The organism is Streptomyces sp. NPDC093149 (assembly GCF_044754145.1).
GTDB lineage: Bacteria > Actinomycetota > Actinomycetes > Streptomycetales > Streptomycetaceae > Streptomyces.
Window position 1 is genome coordinate 607473 of sequence record NZ_JBIVON010000002.1, and the last position, 22043, is coordinate 629515.

The window sequence follows — 22043 nt, forward strand, 5'->3', positions numbered from 1 at the left end:
GGCGCGGGGGCCGGGCAGGGACGGGAGAGAGGGCCCGCTGGTCCGTTCCGGCGGTTACATCAGAAAAGCTCAGCCCTGGAGGGAGGCAACCTTGGAGGCCAGCGCCGACTTCTTGTTGGCGGCGGCGTTCTTGTGGATGACACCCTTCGAGACGGCCTTGTCGAGCGCGCGGGAGGCGTCGCGAGCGGCCGTGGTGGCCTTCTCGACGTCACCGGCGGCGGCAGCCTCACGGGCCTTGCGGATAGCGGTCTTGAGCGAGGACTTGACGGCCTTGTTGCGCAGGCGCGCCTTCTCGTTCGTCTTGTTCCGCTTGATCTGGGACTTGATGTTCGCCACGAAAAGAGCCTTTTCAGGTTCGTTGGATCTTCGATGTGCGCCCCACGGCCCAGGAGAGTCGCGAGGCACAGCTGTCAACGGTACCAGCACCGCTCCGACCGGCCCAAACCGGTCTTCGCCCCGCAACCATGGGACGATGGAGGCTACGTATCGATCCGACCGAACCGACATCGACCCGAGACACGGCGTTCGGCGTCTCAAGAATCAGGACCCTGCGTGCCCGCGACTCCTACCAACGTGCCCGAGCCGAGCCGTACCGACCCGGCGCTGATCCGCAACTTCTGCATCATCGCGCACATCGACCACGGCAAGTCGACCCTTGCCGACCGGATGCTTCAGCTGACGGGCGTGGTCGACCAGCGGCAGATGCGCGCCCAGTACCTCGACCGGATGGACATCGAGCGCGAGCGCGGCATCACCATCAAGTCCCAGGCGGTTCGACTGCCCTGGGCGCCCGAAACGGGTGAGGACCAGGGCCGTACCCATGTCCTCAACATGATCGACACCCCGGGCCACGTGGACTTCACCTACGAGGTCTCCCGTTCGCTCGCCGCCTGCGAGGGCACGATCCTGCTGGTCGACGCCGCGCAGGGCATCGAGGCCCAGACCCTGGCCAACCTCTACCTGGCGATGGAGAACGACCTCACCATCGTCCCGGTGCTCAACAAGATCGACCTGCCTGCCGCGCAGCCGGAGAAGTTCTCCGAGGAACTGGCGAACCTCATCGGCTGCCAGCCGGAGGACGTGCTCAAGGTCTCGGCGAAGACCGGCCTCGGTGTGGAGGCGCTGCTCGACCGCGTGGTCAAGGACGTCCCGGCCCCGGTCGGCAAGGCCGACGCCCCCGCCCGCGCGATGATCTTCGACTCGGTCTACGACTCGTACCGAGGCGTGGTCACGTACGTCCGTGTCGTCGACGGCCAGCTCAACAAGCGCGAGCGCATCAGGATGATGTCGACCGGCGCCACCCATGAGCTGCTGGAGATCGGTGTCTCCTCCCCGGAGATGACCCCGGCCGACGGGCTCGGTGTGGGTGAGGTGGGCTACATCATCACCGGGGTGAAGGACGTCCGGCAGTCCAAGGTCGGTGACACCATCACCTCCCTGAACAAGGGCGCGACCGAGGCGCTGGGCGGCTACAAGGACCCCAAGCCGATGGTGTTCTCGGGCCTGTACCCGCTGGACGGCTCGGACTACCCGGACCTGCGCGAGGCGCTCGACAAGCTCCAGCTCAACGACGCCGCCCTGGTGTACGAGCCGGAGACCTCCGCCGCTCTCGGTTTCGGCTTCCGCGTCGGCTTCCTCGGTCTGCTCCACCTCGACGTCATCCGCGAGCGGCTGGAGCGCGAGTTCGGTCTCGAACTCATCGCCACCGCCCCCAACGTGGTCTACCGCGTCGAGATGGAGGACGGCACCGAGCACACCGTCACCAACCCGAGCGAATTCCCCGAAGGCAAGATCGACAAGGTGCACGAGCCCGTCGTGCGCGCCACGGTCCTGGCCCCCAGCGAGTTCATCGGCGCGATCATGGAGCTCTGCCAGAACCGGCGCGGCACCCTGCTCGGCATGGACTACCTGTCCGAGGACCGGGTCGAGATCCGCTACACCCTGCCGCTCGCCGAGATCGTCTTCGACTTCTTCGACCAGCTGAAGTCCAAGACGCGGGGTTACGCCTCCCTCGACTACGAGCCCACCGGCGAGCAGTCCGCCCAGCTCGTCAAGGTCGACATCCTGCTGCACGGCGACAAGGTCGACGCGTTCTCCGCGGTCACGCACAAGGACAAGGCGTACGCCTACGGTGTGCGGCTCGTCGCCAAGCTGCGCGAGCTGATCCCGCGGCAGAACTTCGAGGTGCCGATCCAGGCGGCCATCGGCTCCCGGGTCATCGCCCGCGAGACGGTCCGCGCCATCCGCAAGGACGTTCTCGCCAAGTGCTACGGCGGTGACATCTCCCGTAAGCGGAAGCTGCTGGAGAAGCAGAAGGAAGGCAAGAAGCGGATGAAGATGGTCGGCAATGTGGAGGTGCCGCAGGAGGCCTTCATCGCCGTGCTGTCGACGGACGAGTCGGGCGGGGACGGCAAGGGCAAGAAGTAGCGTCCCCCGCGGGGCCGAGGAGTTCCCCGGAGCCCCGGCTCCGCCCCCGCCCCCACCCGGTGGTGGCCCGACGGGCCCCTGTGTCGCACCGCGCCGCGACACAGGGGCCCGTTCGTTATGAAGCGGCGGCCCATTGCCCCTTACGCCGCGGACGCGGGCGCTCTACCCTGATCACGGCCTCGTAGTTACTCGCCAGTTAAACAAGCGGGACCGAGCACCGCAGGACCGAACACAGGCGTACCGCCGAGTACACGGACGTACACAGGAACACTCGTAGGAACAAGCAGCAACCAGCAGCCGGTCGTGAAGCACTGCCGCAGGCCCGGAGGATGTCGTGAGCGACACACAGACCTTGATCGAGAACCGACCGCCCTCCGTGGCGAACCTCTTCGTCGACCGCGTGGCGGCCACTCCGGACGAGGAGGCCTACCGCTACCCCGTCCCCGCGGCCACCGGCGAGGGGCCCGACGAGTGGAAGTCGCTGAGCTGGGCGCAGGCCGCCGAGCGGGTGTACGCGGTCGCGGCCGGGCTGATCGATCTGGGTGTGCGGCCGGAGGAGCGCGTCGCGCTCGCGGCCGGAACCCGGGTGGAATGGATTCTCGTCGACCTCGGTGTGATGTGCGCGGGCGCCGCCACCACCACGATCTACCCGTCGACCAACGCCGAGGAGTCGGCGTTCATCCTCTCCGACTCCGAGAGCCGGGTGCTGATCGCCGAGAACGCCGGCCAGCTGGCCAAGGCCCGTGAGCGGCGCGCGGAGCTGCCGAACCTCGCCCATGTCGTCGTCATCGACCCCGAGGGCGCCGGACCCGCCGAGGGCGACCCGGAGGGCTGGGTCCTGACCCTCGCCGATCTGGAGGCCCGCGGCGCCGAGCACCTGGCGAAGCACCCCGACGCGGTCGAGGAGCGGGTCGCCGCCATCACGGCCGACCAGCTCGCCACGCTGATCTACACCTCGGGCACCACCGGCCGCCCCAAGGGCGTGCGCCTGCCGCACGACAACTGGTCGTACATGGCCAAGGCCACCGTGGCGACCGGCATGATCAACAAGGACGACGTCCAGTACCTCTGGCTGCCGCTCGCGCACGTCTTCGGCAAGGTCCTCACCTCGGGCCAGATCGAGGTCGGCCACGTCACCGCCGTCGACGGCCGGGTCGACAAGATCATCGAGAATCTGCCGGTGGTCCAGCCGACGTACATGGCCGCCGTCCCCCGGATCTTCGAGAAGGTCTACAACGGTGTCGCCGCCAAGGCGCGGGCCGGTGGCGGGGCCAAGTACAAGATCTTCCAGTGGGCGGCCGGGGTCGCCCGCGAGTACGCGGTGGTCTCGCAGGACAACTTCCGGCGCACCGGCACGGCCTCCGTCCCGTTCGCACTCGGTGCCAAGCACAAGGTCGCCGACACCCTCGTCTTCGCCAAGATCCGCGAGGCCTTCGGCGGGCGGCTGCGCGCCTGCATCTCCGGTTCCGCGGCTCTCGCCCCCGACATCGGCCACTTCTTCTCGGGTGCCGGCATCCACATCCTGGAGGGCTACGGCCTCACGGAGACCAGCGCCGCCTCCTTCGTCAACCCGGGCGAGGCCTACCGCACCGGCACCGTCGGCAAGCCCCTCCCCGGCACCGAGGTACGGATCGCAGACGACGGCGAGATCCTGCTGCGCGGCCCCGGCCTGATGGAGGGCTACCAGGGGCTGCCGGAGAAGACCGCCGAAGTGCTGGAGGCGGACGGCTGGTTCCACACCGGCGACATCGGAGAGCTGTCCGTGGACGGCTATCTCCGGATCACCGACCGCAAGAAGGACCTGATCAAGACGTCCGGCGGCAAGTACATCGCCCCGGCGGAGGTCGAGGGGCGGTTCAAGGCGGTCTGCCCGTTCGTCTCCAACATCCTGGTGCACGGTGCGGACCGCAACTTCTGCACCGCCCTGATCGCGCTCGACGAGCCGGCCATCCTCGGCTGGGCCGCCGAGAACGGCCTGGGCGGGAAACCGTACGCCGAAGTGGTGGCCTCCGCACAGGTCGTCGAGCTGATCGGGGGCTACGTGAGACGGCTCAACGAGGGGCTGCAGCGCTGGCAGACCATCAAGAAGTTCCGGCTGCTGCCCCGCGATCTCGACATCGAGCACGGCGAACTGACGCCCAGTCTGAAGCTGAAGCGGCCGGTCGTGGAGCGTGAGTACAAGGACCTCATCGACGACATGTACGTGGGGTCCCGCGAGGCCTGAGAACTGTCCCGCAACCCCTGGCGGGCGCGCGACGACAGGGATCACGGGACACCCCTCGGAGCCGGTCCTCGCGGACCGGTCGCACGGTGCGGCTGCCTCGGTTCCTCTTCGCTCACTTTCTCTGCTCACTTCGGCAACTCGTCGCTTATGGGCATGGTCCATCTGTCACTCTGTCGGTGTCGTCAGCGGCGCCCAGCGAGAAACAGACAGAACGAGAACAGACAGAGCGAGAACAGGTCAGGAGCCGCACCGTGGGGCCCATTCCCTTGCAGCGGGACATAGTTCAGCGTCCCGGTACCACCGCCGACCATGCGGACGCACGCCCGGTCGCCCGTACGTCCCTGCCCGGAAACCTCCTCGCACCCTCCGCCGGCCGTCGCTTCGTGCGGGCCGCTCTGACCGAGTGGACCGGACTCGGACTGCCGGCGGCCGTGGGCTTCAGCGAGCGCCTGGCCGATGACGCGGAGGTCGTCGTCAGCGAACTCGTCACCAACGCGGTCGTGCACGCCGGTACCAACGTCGAGCTGCTCTGCCGACTGGAGGGGACCACCGAGGACGAGGCGGCGGCCCTGGTGCTGGAGGTCTCCGACCACCACCCGGCCCGTGCCGTGCGCAGCGAACGCAAGGAGGACGACGGCGGCACGACGGACGTGACGCAGGACGGGGTCCTCACCGTCTCCGACGGGCCCGCCGAGTACGGTCGCGGGCTCCAGCTCGTCGGCACCCTCGCCGAGCGCTGGGGCATCACCTACCGCACCGGCCTCAAGACCGTCTGGGCGCGCCTCCCCGTCGACGACTGGAACCCGTTCCCCGGATCGTCCGACGACCCGGGCTTCCAGCAGGGGCTGCGCGCCGCCGAACTGCTCGCCCCCACCGCCCGGCGGGCACTGCGCGACGACGCGGACTGGGCCGGCCGCGGCGCGCTGTCGTTCCTGGCCGAGGCGTCGGACCTGCTCGCCGGCCAGCTCGACGAGGACATCGTGGCGGCGCTGGCCGGACAGTTACTGGTGCCCAGACTCGCCGACTGGTGCGCGGTCTGGCTGGAGCCCGAGAACGGCGGTCCCTCGGCCGTCCCCCGGCTCGCCAGCGTCTGGCACCGGGACGAGGCCGAGACCGGGCCGCTGCGCGCGGCGCTGGAACAGGGCCCGATCCGGCTGCCCGAGCGGGTGGGCACCGGACCCGTCTCCATGCCCTGGCCGGGTGGCGAGGAGGACGGTGAATCCGACGGACATGCCGCCGGGTCCGCCCTCGCCTACCGGATCACCTCGGGCGGTCGGACACTCGGCGCCGTGCTCCTGGGCCGGGAGGGGCTGGCACGTGTCCCCGACGAAGTGACGGCCCTGATCGAGGACTTCGTGCGCCGCGTCGGCCTCGCCGTGGGCGCCGCCCGCGCCTACACCCGGCAGGCCACCATCAGCCGCATCCTGCAACGCGCGCTGCTGCCCGGCAAGGTGGCCGACATACCGGGCGTCACCAGCTCCCTGGTCTACGAACCCAGCGACGACGGGGTCGTCGGCGGCGACTTCTACGACATCTTCCCGTGCCCCGGCGACCGCTGGTGCTTCGTCCTCGGCGACGTCCAGGGCAGCGGCCCGGAAGCCGCCGTCGTCACCGGCCTCGCCCGGCCCTGGCTCCGGCTGCTGGCCCGTGAGGGATTCGGCGTCGGCGAGGTGCTCGACCGGCTCAACCGGCTGCTCCTCGACGATGCGATGGAGGCCGCCGAGGCGGCCGCGCTCATGGTGGCCGCGGCGGGCGGCCAGCAGACGGCGGACACCGGACAGTCCCGCTTCCTCTCCCTGCTGTACGGAGAACTCGTGCCGCTGCCCGACGGCGGCGTGCATTGCACCCTCGCCAGCGCGGGCCACCCGCTGCCGCTGCTGCTGCGGCCCGACGGCGAGGTGCGCCCGGCCGCCGAGCCCCAGATGCTGCTCGGGATCTTCGACGACGTCGCGTACGAGAGCCAGAGCTTCGACCTGGCGCCCGGCGACAGCCTGCTGTGCGTCACGGACGGCGTGACGGAGCGGCGCTGCGGGCCGCTCATGTTCGACGACGGGGACGGCCTGGCCCTCGCACTCGCCGACTGTGCCGGCCTGTCGGCGGACGGGATCGCGGACCGGATCAAGCGGGCCGTGCACGAATTCGCCGAGCGGCCGCCCGATGACGATCTGGCCCTGCTGGTGCTCCAGGCGGGGTGAGGACGAGAACGAGCGGACGAGGGGAGAGCAGGGGCAGGACGAGGGGACGGGCGGGGCGGGACGGCGCGGTCGCCGAGGGAGCCGTGCGGTCCGTGCACGCTGTCGTTCCCTGATCACGGGCGTGGCTCGGAGGTTTCCGGGCGGCGAGCGACAATGGGCGGTATGCCTTCCGTACTGCCCGATGGTGAACCCGTACCCGACGACGGGGCGCTGCCCCGCCATGCCCTGGAAGGCGCTGCCGACCGGCCGCTCGGCTTCTACCTGCATGTGCCCTACTGCGCGACCCGCTGCGGCTACTGCGACTTCAACACCTACACCGCCACCGAGCTGCGCGGCTCCGGCGGTGCCCTGGCTTCCCGCGACAATTACGCGGCCCATCTGATCGACGAGGTCCGCCAGGCCCGCAAGGTCCTGGGCGACGATCCGCGTCCGGTCCGTACGGTCTTCGTCGGCGGTGGTACGCCGACCCTGCTGGCCGCCGCGGACCTGGTGCGGATGCTGGGAGCGATCCGCGAGGAGTTCGGGCTGGCGGACGATGCCGAGATCACCACCGAGGCCAATCCGGAGTCCGTCGGTCCGGCGTATCTGTCCGAGCTGCGGGAGGGCGGCTTCAACCGGATCTCGTTCGGGATGCAGAGCGCGCGGCAGCATGTGCTGAAGATCCTGGACCGTACGCACACGCCGGGACGGCCCGAGGCGTGTGTCGCCGAGGCGCGGGAGGCGGGCTTCGAGCACATCAACCTCGACCTGATCTACGGCACGCCCGGGGAGTCCGACGACGACTGGCGGGCCTCGCTGGACGCGGCGATCGGAGCGGGGCCGGACCATGTGTCGGCGTACGCGCTGATCGTCGAGGAGGGTACGCAGCTGGCCCGCCGCATCCGGCGCGGCGAGATCCCGATGACCGATGACGACGCCCACGCGGACCGGTACCTGATCGCGGACGAGGCCATGGCCGCGGCGGGCTTCTCCTGGTACGAGGTGTCGAACTGGGCCCGTACGCCCGAGGGCCGCTGCCTGCACAACGAGCTGTACTGGCGCGGCGCCGACTGGTGGGGCGCCGGTCCCGGGGCGCACAGCCATGTCGGCGGGGTGCGCTGGTGGAACGTCAAGCATCCGGGGGCGTACGCGCAGGCCCTGGCCGAGGGGCGGTCGCCCGGCGCCGGGCGCGAGATCCTCTCCGCGGAGGACCGCCGGGTCGAGCGGATCCTGTTGGAGCTGCGGCTCGTGGACGGCTGCCCGCTGTCGCTGCTGGCACCGGCGGGGCTGGCCGCGGCGGGGCGGGCGGTGGACGACGGGCTGCTGGAACGCGGGCCGTACGGGGCGGGGCGGGCGGTGCTCACCCTGCGCGGGCGGTTGCTGGCGGACGCGGTGGTGCGGGACCTGGTGGACTGAGGGGCGGGAGCGGGGCGGACTCCGCCCCCGGCCCCCGGCCCCCGGCCGCCGCCGCCGGAGAAGCTACTCGGGCGGCGCCGTCACGAAGTCGATCAGATGCTCCACCGAGCCCAGCAGCGCCGGCTCCAGGTCCCGGTACGAGCGCACCGTGGAAAGGATCCGCTGCCAGGCCGCCCCCGTGTTCTCCGGCCAGCCCAGCGAGCGGCACACGCCCGTCTTCCAGTCCTGGCCGCGCGGCACCACCGGCCATGCGGGAATGCCCACGGACGACGGCTTCACCGCCTCCCACACGTCGATGTAGGGGTGGCCGACCACCAGTACGTCCGCGTCCGAGACCCGGTCCGCGATCCGGGACTCCTTGGAGCCGGGAACCAGGTGGTCGACCAGGACGCCGAGCCTGGCGTCCGGGCCGGGGGAGAACTCGCGCACGATGGCGGGAAGGTCGTCGATGCCCTCCAGGTACTCGACGACCACGCCCTCGATCCGCAGGTCGTCGCCCCAGACCCGCTCGACCAGCTCCGCGTCGTGGCGGCCCTCCACATAGATCCGGCCCGCCCGTGCCACCCGGGCGCGCGCGCCGGGGACCGCGACCGACCCCGAGGCCGTGCGTGTGGGGCGCACAGGACCGGCGGCCGACGGGCGTACCAGCGTGACCAGCCGGCCCTCCAGCAGGAAGCCGCGCGGCTCCATCGGGAACACCCGGTGCTTGCCGAAACGGTCCTCCAGAGTCACGGTCGGACCCTGGGCCGTCTTCTCACAGCGGATCACCGCACCGCAGAATCCGGTGGAGACCTCCTCCACGACCAGGTCGGGCTCGGCGGGGACCTCGGGAACGGGGGCGGACCTCTTCCACGGCGGGGTCAGGTCCGGCTGGTAGCTGCGCATCGGATGACGATAGGACGACAACACCTCACGACACGCCGAAGAGGGCGGCCAGCCGGTCGCGCTGGGCCCTGACGAACGCCGCGTCCACCACCGCCCCGTGCCCCGGGACGTACACCGCGTCCTCGCCGCCGAGCGCCAGCAGCCGGTCCAGCGCGGCCGGCCAGCGGGAGGGCATCGCGTCCCGGCCCGCCTGCGGTTCGCCGGACTCCTCGACCAGGTCGCCGCAGAGCACCACCGTCGGGGAGCCGGGGACGAGCGCCACCAGATCGTGGCCGCTGTGGGCGGGGCCCACGTTCGCCAGCAGCACCTGACGGCCGCCGCCCAGATCGAGGGTCCACTCGCCGCACACCTCGTGGTGCGGCGCCACCAGCACACCGGCGGCCTCCGCCGCGTCGTGCTCGGGCACCCCGTGGCGCACCGCGTCGGCGCACAGCTCGTCCGCCCCGCGCTTCAGGAGTCCGGCCATGCCGACCGCTCCGTACACCTGGGCGCCGGAGAACGCCGCGGTGCCCAGTACATGGTCGAAATGGGGGTGGCTGAGTGCGATATGCGTCACCCTCCGGCCCAGCAGGGCCTGTGCCTGGGCCCGCACCTGCGCCCCCTCGCGCAGCGTCGATCCGGTGTCGTAGAGCAGCGCGCCGTCCGTCCCGGCCACCAGTGCGACCGTCGCATCCCACCCGGGAAGCCGCCGCCGGCCCACTCCGTGACCGAGTCGCTCCCAGCCGAACTCTTCCCAAGAGGCGTTCATACCGCGACGCTATCCGCAAAGACCTGCACGGTCTCGCGGCAGGGTGGCCGGTCGCCCTTGCTAGGCCCCCACTCGTCCGCCGTACACTGGCCGGGGGATTGCTGGCACTCACATCGACAGAGTGCCAGGAGGATTCCTGGGAAAGAAACAGGAACGGTCCGAGAACCACCGAGGAAACACAGCTGGAGGTGTGCGCGATGCTCAGCGAACGCAGACTCGAAGTGCTGCGCGCCATCGTCCAGGACTATGTCGGCACCGAGGAGCCCGTCGGCTCCAAGGCGCTCACCGAGCGGCACAAGCTGGGGGTCTCCCCGGCCACCGTCCGCAACGACATGGCGGTGCTGGAGGACGAGGGCTTCATCGCCCAGCCCCACACCAGCGCGGGACGCATCCCGACGGACAAGGGCTACCGGCTCTTCGTCGACAAGCTCGCGGGCGTCAAGCCCCTCTCGTCGCCGGAACGTCGCGCCATTCACAACTTCCTCGACGGCGCGGTCGACCTCGACGACGTCGTGGGCCGCACCGTTCGGCTGCTCGCGCAGCTGACCCGGCAGGTCGCCATCGTGCAGTACCCCTCGCTGACCCGGTCCACGGTGCGGCATGTGGAGCTGCTCTCGCTGGCGTCCGCCCGGCTGATGCTCGTGCTGATCACGGACACCGGCCGGGTCGAACAGCGCATGATCGACTGCCCCGCCCCGTTCGGTGAGACCTCTCTCGCCGATCTGCGGGCCCGGCTCAACAGCCGGGTCGTCGGACGCCGTTTCACGGACGTCCCGCAACTGGTGCAGGACCTGCCGGAATCCTTCGAGAGCGAGGACCGGGGAACCGTGTCCACCGTGCTCTCCACCCTGCTCGAAACCCTCGTCGAGGAGACGGAGGAGCGGCTGATGATCGGCGGCACCTCCAACCTCACCCGGTTCGGGCACGACTTCCCCGTGATGATCCGGCCGGTGCTGGAGGCATTGGAGGAGCAGGTCGTGCTGCTGAAGCTGCTCGGCGAGGCCAAGGACTCGGGCATGACCGTACGGATCGGGCACGAGAACGCCCACGAGGGGCTCAACTCCACGTCCGTCGTCGCGGTCGGCTACGGTTCGGGCGACGAGGCAGTCGCCAAACTCGGCGTGGTCGGACCGACCCGCATGGACTACCCCGGAACGATGGGAGCGGTACGCGCAGTGGCACGTTACGTCGGACAGATCCTGGCGGAGTCGTAAGTGGCCACGGACTACTACGCCGTACTCGGCGTGCGCCGCGACGCATCTCAGGACGAGATCAAGAAGGCATTCCGGAGGCTCGCCCGTGAGCTGCATCCGGATGTGAACCCCGATCCGAAGACCCAGGAGCGGTTCAAGGAGATCAACGCCGCCTACGAGGTGCTGTCGGACCCGCAGAAGAAGCAGGTCTACGACCTCGGCGGCGACCCGCTGTCCGCCTCCGGCGGCGGTGGCGCGGGCGGATTCGGGCAGGGCGGCTTCGGCAACTTCTCCGACATCATGGACGCGTTCTTCGGTACGTCGTCGCAGCGCGGGCCCCGTTCGCGCACCCGGCGCGGCCAGGACGCGATGATCCGGCTGGAGATCGATCTGGCGGAGGCCGCGTTCGGCACCACCAAGGACATCCAGGTCGACACGGCCGTCGTCTGCGCGACCTGCAGCGGCGAGGGCGCCGCGCCCGGCACCTCCGCCCAGACCTGTGACATGTGCCGTGGCCGCGGTGAGGTCTCCCAGGTCACCCGGTCCTTCCTGGGCCAGGTCATGACCTCGCGGCCCTGCCCGCAGTGCCAGGGCTTCGGCACGGTCGTGCCGACCCCCTGCCCGGAGTGCGCCGGCGACGGCCGCATCCGCTCGCGGCGCACACTCACCGTGAAGATCCCCGCAGGCGTCGACAACGGCACGCGCATCCAGCTCGCGGGCGAGGGCGAGGTCGGCCCCGGCGGCGGTCCGGCCGGCGATCTCTACGTGGAGATCCACGAGCTGCCGCACCCGGTGTTCCAGCGCCGCGGCGACGATCTGCACTGCACGGTCACCATCCCCATGACGGCGGGCGCGCTCGGCACCAAGGTGCCGCTGGAGACGCTCGACGGACTGGAGGAGGTCGACATCAGGCCCGGCACCCAGTCCGGTCAGTCCGTCCCGTTGCACGGACGCGGCATCACGCATCTGCGCGGCGGCGGGCGCGGCGATCTGATCGTGCACGTCGAGGTGATGACCCCGACGAAGCTGGACCCGGAGCAGGAGCGACTGCTGCGGGACCTGGCGAAGATGCGGGGCGAGGAGCGGCCCACCGGCCAGTTCCAGCCCGGACAGCAGGGGCTCTTCTCCCGGCTGAAGGACGCCTTCAACGGCCGCTGACGGTCCCCGCTCACCGTTCCTGACCGCCGGACGGGCTCGCTCGCCGAGCCCGTCCGGCGTTTAAGGGCAAAATGGACCGCAGGCCGCGCACGCCGAGGCGCGCGGGACGTGACACGATGCGGTCATGTCATCCGTGTTGACCGATCTCTGCCGGTATCCGATCGTGCAGGCCCCGATGGCGGGTGGCGCGTCCTGTCCGCAGCTCGTCGCCGCCGTCGCCGAAGCGGGCGGGCTGGGTTTCCTCGCCGCCGGGTACAAGACCGCGGATGGCATGTACAACGAGATCAAACAGCTGCGCGGGCTGACCGGTCAGCCCTTCGGCGTCAATCTCTTCATGCCGCAGCCTGGGCTCGCCGACCCGAGCGCCGTCGAGGTGTACCGGCACCAGCTCGCCGGTGAGGCCGCCTGGTACGAGACCCCGCTCGGCGACCCGGACTCCAGCGGCGGCGACGACGGCTACGAGGCCAAGCTCGCCATTCTTCTGGAGGACCCGGTCCCGGCCGTCTCCTTCACCTTCGGCTGCCCGACCCGCGACACCCTCGACGCGTTCGCCGGAGTCGGCACGTACACGGTTGTGACGGTCACCACGCCCGAGGAGGCCCAGGCCGCCCAGTGGGCGGGCGCCGACGCGGTCTGTGTCCAGGGCACGGAGGCGGGCGGCCACCAGTCCACCCACCGGGACGACCCGCAGACCGACGGCACCGGGATAGGACTGCTCTCCCTGGTGGCCCAGGTCCGCGAGACGGTACAGCTGCCGATCATCGCCACGGGCGGGCTGATGCGCGGATCCCAGATCGCCGCGGTGCTGGCCGCGGGCGCGGAGGCGGCGCAGTTCGGCACGGCCTTCCTCGTCTGCCCCGAGTCCGGGGCGCATCTGCTGCACAAGCAGGCACTGACCAACCCGCTGTTCGTACGGACCGCGCTGACCCGGGCGTTCTCCGGCCGCCCGGCCCGGGGCCTGGTCAACCGTTTCATGCGTGAGCACGGTCCGTACGCCCCGGCCGCCTACCCGCAGGTCCACCATCTGACCGCCGGGCTGCGCCAGGCGGCGGCCCGGGCAGGGGACGCCCAGGGCATGGCGCTGTGGGCGGGGCAGGGACATCGGATGGCACGCGAGCTGCCCGCCGGCCGGCTGGTCGGCCTGCTCGCCGAAGAACTGGACGCCGCACGGACGGCAGTGAGCACAGGGAGTACGCAGTGACCGCACCGGTCTTCGTCGTCGAACAGGTTCCCGACGGGCCCGAGTTCGTCCTGGAAGGGGCCGAGGGCCGCCACGCCGTTTCGGTGAAGCGGCTGCGCGCGGGTGAGGACGTCGTGCTGACGGACGGCCACGGCCGTTGGACGGAGGGCGTCGTCAGGGCCGCAGAGGGGAAGGACCGGCTCGTGGTCACCGACCTGGTGGCCGTTCACGAGGAGCCCCGGCCCGCACCCCGTATCACCGTCGTCCAGGCCCTGCCCAAGGGCGACCGCGGCGAGGTCGCCGTCGAGACGATGACGGAGACCGGTGTCGACGCGATCGTGCCCTGGCAGGCATCGCGCTGCATCACGCAGTGGAAGGGCGACCGCGGCCTCAAGTCCCTGGCGAAATGGCGCAACACCGCCCGGGAGGCGGGCAAGCAGTCGCGCCGGGTCCGCTTTCCCGAGGTCGCGGACGCACTGACGACCAGACAGGTTGCCGCGCTCGTGGCCACGGCGGACTTCGCCGCCGTCCTGCACGAGGAGCGGGGGTACGACAGTGAGCCGCTGGCCACCGCCCAACTCCCCACCCAGGGCGAGATCGTGCTGGTCGTCGGCCCCGAGGGCGGGGTCTCACCGGACGAACTGGAGGCCTTCGCCGCGGCGGGCGCCCGGATCTGCCGGCTCGGAACGAGCGTCCTGCGCACCTCGACGGCGGGCACGGCGGCAACGGCACTGCTGCTGGGGCGCACCGGCCGCTGGTCGTGACACCGCCTCGTCCGAGCCCCCTTTCGTGCGCCGGAGCCACCCCCCGTGTGGCCGCAAGCCGTCTACCGCCCCGCGGGGGAACGGTGGGAAGCTGCCCGTATGGGGACATCAAGGGCATGGTGCCAGGGAAGTATCCGTCGTTTTCTGGCCGCGTCCGCACTCGCGGGCGCGGCGGTCGCAGGCGTTGTGGCCTGTGAACCCGTGGGCGGGCTGAACTCCGCATCCATCGCCGTGACCACCGACCGGACCGGCACCAGCGCCCTGGAGCGCAACGGGGTCGATGTCCAGTGGCTGAGCTGTACGGCCGACGTCGTGGGGGACCGGATCGGGGGCGCGTCGCCCTCCGCCGCGCGCGGGATCGCGGACGTCGACTGCACCGGGCGGACCGGCGCGGGCAAGGCCATCACGATCGCCGGCCAGGTGACCCAGGCGCTCGACGGGCGGTGTGTCCGTGGGGACCTGACCGGGAAGGCCGCAGGGAAGGTCGTCTTCCGGGCGGATGTGCTCGGCAACTGCAACGCCGTCCCGTCGCCCGTTGCCGTGAACCCGCTCCTCGGCGGCGGCAACGGCGGCGCCCGGCCGACGGTCACCGTGACGGTCACGGTGACCGAGGCGCCCCGGGGCAAGTGATCGCTCCCGGCGTCCGGCCACCCGGTGGACTCCGGCCAACTCGGTTCCGCGGAGCACGCCCGCGGCCTAGGCTGACCGGTGTGACGCAGCCTGCCTACCTCCGATACCCCCATGTCCAGGGCGATTTGATCGCCTTCACCGCCGAGGACGATGTCTGGCTGGCGCCGCTGGACGGCGGCCGGGCCTGGCGTGCCAGCGCCGACAACCGACCGGTCACCAACCCGCGGATATCTCCCGACGGAACCCGGGTCGCCTGGACGTCCACCCGGGACGGTGCCCCGGAGGTGCACATCGCGCCGGTCGACGGCGGTCCCTCCGAGCGGCTCACGTACTGGGGCGACGCCCGGACCTCCGTCCGCGGCTGGACGCCCGAGGGCGACGTACTGGTCATCAGCGCCCAGGGGCAGGCGTCGATGCGGCGCAGCTGGGCCAGGGCCGTCCCGGTCGACGGCGGTCCCGCGCGGACCCTGCCGTACGGGCCGGTCGGCTCCCTCGCGTACGGGCCCGGCGGACGGATCCTGCTGCTCTCGGCCACGATGGGGCGCGAGGCCGCCACCTGGAAGCGCTACCGGGGCGGCACCGCGGGCAAGTTGTGGATCGCGGCACAGGACGCGGGCGACGGCCCGGCGGAGTTCGTACGGCTGCACGAGGACCTCGACGGGAACATCGAGGCCCCGATGTGGGTGGGTGGCGGGGCCCTTGCCGGCCGGCCGGAGTCGGGCGCGTCGCAACGGGTCGCGTTCCTCTCCGACCACGAAGGGGTCGGTGCGCTCTACTCCTCGCTCCCCGACGGTTCGGACCTGCGCCGCCACACCGGCATCGAAGGCTTCTACGCCCGTCACGCGACCACCGACGGCACCCGCGTCTGCTACGCCTCCGCCGGTGAACTCTGGCTGCTGGACGACCTCGAAGGAGCCGAACCCCGCCGCCTCGACATCCGGCTCGGCGGCCAGCGCGCCGACCTCCAGCCGCACCCCGTGCACGCGGGCAGCCACCTCGACTCCGCGTCCCCGGACCGTACGGGACGCGGCAGTGCCGTCGGGACGCGCGGTGCCGTCCACTGGGTCACCCACCGCGAGGGCCCGGCCCGCGCGCTCGCCGTCGAACCGGGGGTACGGGCCAGGGTGCCCCGCGCCTTCCAGGCGGACGGCGACCAGCACGCCGTCTGGGTCACCGACGCCGAGGGCGACGACGCCCTGGAGTGCGCCCCCGCCACCGGCACCGCACCGGGCGCCGTGCCGCGTCGCCTCGCCGCGGGCCGTATCGGCAGGGTCCTCGACCTCGCCGCGGCACCGGACGGCAGCCGGTTCGCCGTCGCCGCGCACGACGGACGGGTGCTGATCGTCGAGCGGGAGAGCGGTGAGGTCCACGAGGTGGACCGCAGCGAGCACGGCGACGTCTCCGGGCTCGTCTTCTCCCCCGACTCCTCCTGGCTGGCCTGGTCGCACCCCGGACCCGATCCGCTCAGACAGCTCAAGCTGGCGCACCTGGCGGATCTGTCCGTCGCCGAGGCCACCCCGCTGCGTTTCCGGGACTTCGCCCCCGCGTTCACCACCGACGGCAAGCACCTCGCGTTCCTCTCCGAGCGGTCCTTCGACCCGGTCTACGACGCCCACGTCTTCGATCTGGCGTTCATCGGCGCCTGCCGTCCGCATCTGCTGACGCTCGCCGCCACCACGCCCTCCCCGTTCGGGCCGCAGCGCCACGGCCGCCCGACCGAGAAGGAGAAGGGCGGCGACGGCGAGGACAACCCGACCGCGCTGCCCGTCACCCGGATCGACCTCGAAGGACTCGCCGAGCGGATCGTGCCGCTGCCCGTCGAGGCCGCCAGCTACTCCACGCTGCGGGCCGCCAGGGACGGGCTGCTGTGGCTGAGCCACCCGGTGACCGGGGTGCTCGGGACGAGCGGTGCCACGCCCGACTCCCGGCGGCCCGAGACCGTCCTGGAACGGTACGACCTGGAGAAGCTGCGCTTGGAGGAACTCGCCTCGGACGTCGGCGGTTTCGAGGTCAGCGGCGACGGCAAGCGGATCGTCCTGCGAACCCGGGGCAAGCTGCGCGTCGTGCCGTCCGACAGCCGCGTACCGGCCGGTGACGACGACCACGACGGCGACAGCAGCGTCACCGTCGACCTCTCCCGGATCCGCCGGATCCTCGACCCGGCCGCCGAGTGGCGTCAGATGTACGACGAGGCCGGGCGCATCATGCGGGACAACTTCTGGCGTCCCGACATGGGCGGTGTCGACTGGGACGGGGTCCTGGACCGCTACCGCCCGGTGCTGGAGCGCGTCGCCACCCACGACGACCTGGTGGACCTGCTGTGGGAGGTGCAGGGGGAGCTCGGCACCTCGCACGCCTATGTGACACCGCCCGGCGGATGGCGCGACGACTCGACCCGGCAGGGGCAGCTCGGCGCTGATATCTCCCGTACGGAAGAGGGGAGTTGGCGCATCGACCGCATCCTGCCCTCCGAGACCTCCGACCCGGCGGCCCGGTCGCCGCTGACCGCACCCGGGGTGGCGGTGCGCGTCGGGGACACGATCCTCGCCGTCGACGGGCAGCCGGTCGACCCGCTGACCGGACCCGGACCACTGCTCACCGGTTCGGCCGGCAAGCCGGTCGAGCTGACCGTGTCTCCGGTGGACGGGGGCTACCCGCGCCATGTCGTCGTCGTGCCGGTCGCCGACGAGGAGGCGCTGCGCTACCACGCGTGGGTCGCCGGCCGGCGGGCCTACGTCCACGAGCACTCCGGCGGGCGCCTCGGCTACCTCCATGTGCCCGACATGGTCGGCTCGGGCTGGGCCCAGCTCCACCGCGATCTGCGCCTCGAAGTGGCCCGCGAGGGGCTGGTCGTGGACGTCCGCGAGAACCGTGGCGGCCACACCTCGCAGCTGATCGTGGAGAAGCTCGCCCGGCGCATCGTCGGCTGGGACATGCCGCGCGGGATGCGGCCGTACAGCTACCCGGAGGACGCGCCGCGCGGCCCCGTGGTGGCCGTCGCCGACGAGTTCTCCGGCTCGGACGGCGACATCGTGAACGCCGCGATCAAGGCGCTGCGCATCGGGCCGGTGGTGGGTACGCGCACCTGGGGCGGAGTGGTCGGCATCGACAGCCGCTACAAGCTCGTCGACGGGACGTCGGTCACTCAGCCCAAGTACGCGTTCTGGTTCGAGGGTTACGGCTGGGGCGTGGAGAACCACGGGGTCGATCCCGATGTCGAGGTCGTGGTGACGCCGCAGGACCATGCGGCGGGGCGCGATCCGCAACTGGACGAGGCGATCCGGATCGCGTTGGAGTCGCTGGCCCGGACGCCGGCGAAGCGGGCGCCGGAGCCGCCGGGGATGTAGGGGGTGGACGCGGGAGGGGGCGGGTGCGGTCGGCGGGTCGGCCCCCGCCGCCCCTTCCCGGTACGGGGGACGAGCCCGCCGCCGGCGCCCCGATACCATGCCGTACAACGATCACCACCGACCGAGGAGCCGACCCCATGGCGGGAGAACCGCAGCCCGACTGCCTGTTCTGCAAGATCGTCTCGGGTGACATCCCGGCAACCATCGTCCGGGAGACCGACACCACCGTCGCCTTCCGGGACATAAACCCTCAGGCCCCCACCCACGTGCTCGTCATCCCCCGCGTCCACCACCCGGACGCCGCCGCCCTCGCCGCAGCCGAGCCGGGAATCGCCGCCGACGTACTGCGCGAGGCCGGACACGTGGCTGCCGACGAGAAGATCGTGGACACCGGCTACCGGGTCGTCTTCAACACCGGATCCGGCGCCGGCCAGACCGTCTTCCACGCGCACGCCCACGTCCTGGGCGGCCGCGGACTGCAGTGGCCCCCCGGCTAGAACGGTCGATCGCACACCGTGTCCGTACGCGAACTCGTGGTCCTCGGCACCGCCAGCCAGGTCCCGACCAGACACCGCAACCACAACGGCTATCTGCTGCGCTGGGACGGCGAGGGCATCCTCTTCGACCCGGGTGAGGGGACCCAGCGCCAGATGCTGCGGGCCGGCGTCGCCGCGCACGACATCGACCGGATCTGCGTCACGCACTTCCACGGCGACCACTCGCTCGGCCTGGCCGGGGTGATCCAGCGGATCAACCTCGACCAGGTCCCGCACCCGGTCACCGCGCACTACCCGGCGAGCGGACAGCGCTTCTTCGAGCGGCTGCGCTACGCGACCGCCTACCGCGAGTCCGTCGAGCTGACCGAGGCCCCGGTCGCGGCCGACGGGGTGCTCGCAACCACGGACGCGTACACGCTCAGCAGCCACCGGCTCTCGCACCCCGTCGAGTCGTACGGCTACCGGCTGGTCGAACCCGACGGGCGCCGCATGCTGCCGGCCAGACTCGCCGAGCACGGCATCAAGGGGCCCGACGTCGGCCGGATCCAGCGCGAGGGTTCTCTCGGCGGTGTCACGCTCGCCGACGTCTCCGAGCGCAGGCGCGGCCAGCGGTTCGCGTTCATCATGGACACGAGGCTCTGCGACGGCGTGTACGTCCTGGCCGAGGGATGCGATCTGCTGGTCATCGAGTCGACCTTCCTCGACGAGGACGAACGACTCGCCACCGACCACGGCCACCTGACCGCCGGCCAGGCGGGCCGGGTGGCCCGGGAAGCGGGCGTACGGCACCTCGTGCTGACCCACTTCTCGCAGCGCTACGACGACCCGGCCGTCTTCGAGGCGCAGGCCCGCGCCGCGGGGTTCGAGGGCGAACTGACCGTCGCCCGCGACCTCGGCCGGGTTCCCGTGCCCACCCGGCGCCCCTGAAACAGGGCGCCGCCCCGCCACCTCTGGACACGGGTGTCCACCGGCACCCGCGAACACATCAGCACCACCGTTTGTGAGCGTGAAAGACCCGTGCACCTCCCCAAAGCCGAACTCCACCTCCACATCGAAGGCACCCTCGAACCCGAGCTGGCCTTCGCGCTCGCCGAACGCAACGGCGTGACGCTGCCGTACGCGGACACCGAAGAGCTGCGCACCGCCTATCTCTTCGACGATCTGCAGACCTTCCTCGACCTGTACTACGCCCTGATGGCGGTGCTCAGGACCGAGGAGGACTTCGAGCAGCTCGCCGACGCGTATCTCACCCGCGCCGCGGCCCAGGGCGTCCGGCACGCGGAGATCTTCTTCGACCCGCAGGCCCACACCGACCGCGGCGTCCCGATCGGCACCGTCGTCGAGGGGCTCGGCCGGGCGCTGGACCACAGCGAGGAGAAGCACGGCGTCTCCACCCAGCTGATCATGTGCTTCCTGCGCGACCGGTCCGCCGAGTCGGCGCTTGAGACCCTTCAGGCCGCGAAGCCGTATCTGCACCGGATCAGCGCGGTCGGCCTGGACTCGGCGGAGGTCGGGCATCCGCCCGTCAAGTTCCGCGAGGTGTACGAGGCGGCCGGGGCGCTCGGACTGCGCAAGGTCGCCCACGCCGGTGAGGAGGGTCCGCCCGAGTACATCCGCGAGGCCCTGGACGTCCTCGGGGTCGAGCGCATCGACCACGGGCTGCGCTGCATGGAGGACGCGGACCTGGTGAGGCGGCTCGTCGCGGACCGGGTGCCGCTCACCCTGTGCCCGCTGTCCAACGTACGGCTGCGTGCCATCGACACGCTGGAGGAGCATCCGCTGCGGTCCATGATGGCCGCCGGACTGCTGTGCACGGTGAACTCCGACGACCCCGCCTACTTCGGCGGCTACGTCGGGGACACCTTCCACGCCGTCCGCGAGGCGCTCGGTCTGGATCACGGACAGCTGCGCACCTTGGCCCGCAACTCCTTCGAAGCGGCCTTCCTCGACCACGACGAGGAGCGCAGGGCGCGCTATCTCTCCGAGGTCGAGGCGTACACGTTCGACTGAGCGGCCGCGCCGGACGGGCCGGCCGTGCGGAACGCGATCCTGACCGGGCGCCTGCGGCGCAGCGCGGGCAGGCTGATCTCCGTGACGGCCTGCTCGGGCGAGCCCAGCTTGGGTACGGCGCCGGGCACCGCGCCGGTGGTGACGGCGAGCAGCGCGGCCGGGGCACCGCCCCTGCGCCGCACCGAGCCCGGCACCAGCGGCCGGCCACCGGTGTGCAGGGCGACGGCCGTGACCGGGGCCGCGACCAGGAGTGTGACGGCGCCGAGGATCAGACCCATGACCGGGTAGCCGGCCTGCTCGGACAGCACACTGCCGAGGACCGGCCCGCAGGCCACCCCGACGGACGAGGCAGAACCCGCGAGGACCGCCCAGCGGCCCCGCACGTCCAGGGAGGCGGCCAGCCCGATCAGGTACGACAGGACCACCGGGTAGACGGTGTTCCACAGGATCTCGCCGGTCGCGAACGAACCGAGGCTCCCGGCCGACGAGCTGAGCACGATGCTCGCCGCGATGACCACGGTGCCCAGGCCGATCGGCACCGCCCGGCCGAGCCGGGCGCCCAGCATCCCGGCGCCCATCACACCGAGCAGGGCCGCACCGAGCGCGGCGGCGAACACCGCGCCGATGGTGACCTCGGAGAGACCGGCCTGGACCACTCCGATCCGGCTGCTGACGCCCCACAGCGCGTTCTGCGCCATGGACCAGACGAGCATGCCGCCCGCCAGCACCAGACCGGAGCGCCGGTGCGGCAGCCGGCCGACGACGGGGGCCGCGGGGCCGCCGGGAGCGGGGCCGCCGAGCCGTGCGGTGGCGGGCCAGACGAGCAGGGCGACCAGGGCGATCGAGGCGAACGGCAGCCGGTGGCCGCCGCCGAGGTGCGGGATCGTCAGATAGAGGGCGCCCGCCGTCGCGGAGACGCTCAGCAGACCGAGCGACGAGGTCCGGTGCGGATCGCGCTGGGCCGCGATGCCCGCCGCGGCCACGGCGGTGGCCGTACCGGAGCCGAGGCCGCCGATCATCGCGCCCATGACCACCAGCGGCAGGGAGCCCGCCAGCGCGGCGCAGCCGTACCCCGTCATGGCCAGCACCAGCCCGATCCGCGCCGGGCGCCGCGGCCCGTACGTCTCGACCCGGCCCGCCAGCGTGAATCCGGCCGTGGCCGAGCTCACCAGCAGGGCGCTGCCCACCAGCCCGGCCTGGGCGGTACTGAGGCCCAGATGGACGGAGAGCCGCCCGACGATGGTGGGGAGCAGATAGGCGGCGAGGTAACCGGCGGTGAACACGGCGACCAGGGGCCACGCGGCGCGAGGGCGCGAGGACATGGGCGTTCCTGAGGACATGCCGAAGGAGGCAGAGAAGGCAGGGGAGGGCAATGCGGGACATACGGGGG

Annotated in this window: 17 protein-coding genes; 13 read left to right on the forward strand and 4 right to left on the reverse strand. The window is 71.6% G+C overall.

All coding sequences use genetic code 11. The annotated features are described in order from the left end of the window. Positions 1–69 precede the first annotated feature (69 nt). Positions 70–336, reverse strand: coding sequence for a 30S ribosomal protein S20 (gene rpsT, locus ACIQCZ_RS09215; protein ID WP_124717766.1), 267 nt, complete (start codon positions 334–336; stop codon positions 70–72). A gap of 216 nt (positions 337–552) precedes the next feature. Between rpsT and lepA the strand changes: the two genes are divergently transcribed. The 4 genes from lepA to hemW all read left to right on the forward strand — a co-directional run bounded on the left by lepA (position 553) and on the right by hemW (position 8241). Continuing rightward, positions 553–2427, forward strand: coding sequence for a translation elongation factor 4 (gene lepA / locus ACIQCZ_RS09220; protein ID WP_402280916.1), 1875 nt, complete (start codon positions 553–555; stop codon positions 2425–2427). Between the two features lie 334 nt (positions 2428–2761). Further along, complete coding sequence (locus tag ACIQCZ_RS09225; RefSeq protein ID WP_402280917.1) at positions 2762–4651, forward strand: AMP-dependent synthetase/ligase; 1890 nt, start codon at positions 2762–2764, stop codon at positions 4649–4651. 266 nt (positions 4652–4917) lie between these two features. After that, the gene (locus tag ACIQCZ_RS09230) at positions 4918–6846 is read left to right on the forward strand and encodes a SpoIIE family protein phosphatase (RefSeq protein WP_402281268.1); all 1929 of its coding nucleotides are present in this window, start codon (positions 4918–4920) and stop codon (positions 6844–6846) included. Between the two features lie 162 nt (positions 6847–7008). Continuing rightward, complete coding sequence (gene hemW, locus ACIQCZ_RS09235; protein WP_402280918.1) at positions 7009–8241, forward strand: radical SAM family heme chaperone HemW; 1233 nt, start codon at positions 7009–7011, stop codon at positions 8239–8241. 63 nt (positions 8242–8304) lie between these two features. On the opposite strand, the gene ACIQCZ_RS09240 is transcribed toward hemW, so the two are convergent. After that, positions 8305–9126, reverse strand: a complete 822-nt coding sequence (locus ACIQCZ_RS09240) for a DUF3097 domain-containing protein (protein ID WP_402280920.1) — start codon at positions 9124–9126, stop codon at positions 8305–8307. A gap of 25 nt (positions 9127–9151) precedes the next feature. Beyond that, positions 9152–9874, reverse strand: a complete 723-nt coding sequence (locus tag ACIQCZ_RS09245) for an MBL fold metallo-hydrolase (protein ID WP_402280922.1) — start codon at positions 9872–9874, stop codon at positions 9152–9154. Between the two features lie 197 nt (positions 9875–10071). On the opposite strand from ACIQCZ_RS09245, the gene hrcA reads away from it, so the two are divergent. The 9 genes from hrcA (at position 10072) to ACIQCZ_RS09290 (ending at position 20653) form a co-directional block, all read left to right on the forward strand. Continuing rightward, complete coding sequence (hrcA, locus tag ACIQCZ_RS09250; protein WP_376210749.1) at positions 10072–11088, forward strand: heat-inducible transcriptional repressor HrcA; 1017 nt, start codon at positions 10072–10074, stop codon at positions 11086–11088. Beyond that, the gene (gene dnaJ, locus ACIQCZ_RS09255; RefSeq protein ID WP_402280924.1) at positions 11089–12225 is read left to right on the forward strand and encodes a molecular chaperone DnaJ; all 1137 of its coding nucleotides are present in this window, start codon (positions 11089–11091) and stop codon (positions 12223–12225) included. It begins immediately after the preceding gene. Positions 12226–12349: 124 nt separating this feature from the next. Beyond that, positions 12350–13426 carry a nitronate monooxygenase gene (locus ACIQCZ_RS09260; protein WP_402280926.1) on the forward strand — a complete coding sequence of 359 codons (1077 nt, stop codon included), beginning with the start codon at positions 12350–12352 and terminating at the stop codon, positions 13424–13426. Continuing rightward, positions 13423–14169 carry a 16S rRNA (uracil(1498)-N(3))-methyltransferase gene (locus tag ACIQCZ_RS09265; RefSeq protein ID WP_402280928.1) on the forward strand — a complete coding sequence of 249 codons (747 nt, stop codon included), beginning with the start codon at positions 13423–13425 and terminating at the stop codon, positions 14167–14169. Before ACIQCZ_RS09260 ends, ACIQCZ_RS09265 begins: the two co-directional genes overlap by 4 nt. A 99-nt stretch (positions 14170–14268) precedes the next feature. Continuing rightward, the gene (locus ACIQCZ_RS09270) at positions 14269–14799 is read left to right on the forward strand and encodes a hypothetical protein (protein WP_402280930.1); all 531 of its coding nucleotides are present in this window, start codon (positions 14269–14271) and stop codon (positions 14797–14799) included. A gap of 80 nt (positions 14800–14879) precedes the next feature. Continuing rightward, positions 14880–18146, forward strand: coding sequence for a S41 family peptidase (locus ACIQCZ_RS09275; protein WP_402280931.1), 3267 nt, complete (start codon positions 14880–14882; stop codon positions 18144–18146). A 137-nt stretch (positions 18147–18283) separates the two neighbouring features. After that, positions 18284–18643, forward strand: a complete 360-nt coding sequence (locus ACIQCZ_RS09280; protein WP_351079093.1) for a histidine triad nucleotide-binding protein — start codon at positions 18284–18286, stop codon at positions 18641–18643. Positions 18644–18661: 18 nt separating this feature from the next. Further along, complete coding sequence (locus ACIQCZ_RS09285; protein ID WP_402280933.1) at positions 18662–19570, forward strand: ribonuclease Z; 909 nt, start codon at positions 18662–18664, stop codon at positions 19568–19570. Positions 19571–19660: 90 nt separating this feature from the next. After that, entirely contained in the window at positions 19661–20653 is a 993-nt protein-coding gene (locus ACIQCZ_RS09290; RefSeq protein ID WP_402280934.1) for an adenosine deaminase, read from the forward strand. Here the strand turns inward: ACIQCZ_RS09290 and ACIQCZ_RS09295 are convergent. Beyond that, the gene (locus ACIQCZ_RS09295) at positions 20617–21975 is read right to left on the reverse strand and encodes an MFS transporter (protein WP_402280935.1); all 1359 of its coding nucleotides are present in this window, start codon (positions 21973–21975) and stop codon (positions 20617–20619) included. The genes ACIQCZ_RS09290 and ACIQCZ_RS09295 overlap by 37 nt on opposite strands. Positions 21976–22043 lie beyond the last annotated feature (68 nt).

Bases quoted from the DNA above. Each gene is read 5' to 3' on its own strand.
- hemW (WP_402280918.1), top strand. From the start codon at position 7,009: ATGCCTTCCGTACTGCCCGATGGTGAACCCGTACCCGACGACGGGGCG.
- ACIQCZ_RS09240 (WP_402280920.1), bottom strand. From the start codon at position 9,126: ATGCGCAGCTACCAGCCGGACCTGACCCCGCCGTGGAAGAGGTCCGCC.
- ACIQCZ_RS09245 (WP_402280922.1), bottom strand. From the start codon at position 9,874: ATGAACGCCTCTTGGGAAGAGTTCGGCTGGGAGCGACTCGGTCACGGA.
- hrcA (WP_376210749.1), top strand. From the start codon at position 10,072: ATGCTCAGCGAACGCAGACTCGAAGTGCTGCGCGCCATCGTCCAGGAC.
- ACIQCZ_RS09260 (WP_402280926.1), top strand. From the start codon at position 12,350: ATGTCATCCGTGTTGACCGATCTCTGCCGGTATCCGATCGTGCAGGCC.
- ACIQCZ_RS09270 (WP_402280930.1), top strand. From the start codon at position 14,269: ATGGGGACATCAAGGGCATGGTGCCAGGGAAGTATCCGTCGTTTTCTG.
- ACIQCZ_RS09280 (WP_351079093.1), top strand. From the start codon at position 18,284: ATGGCGGGAGAACCGCAGCCCGACTGCCTGTTCTGCAAGATCGTCTCG.
- ACIQCZ_RS09295 (WP_402280935.1), bottom strand. From the start codon at position 21,975: ATGTCCTCGCGCCCTCGCGCCGCGTGGCCCCTGGTCGCCGTGTTCACC.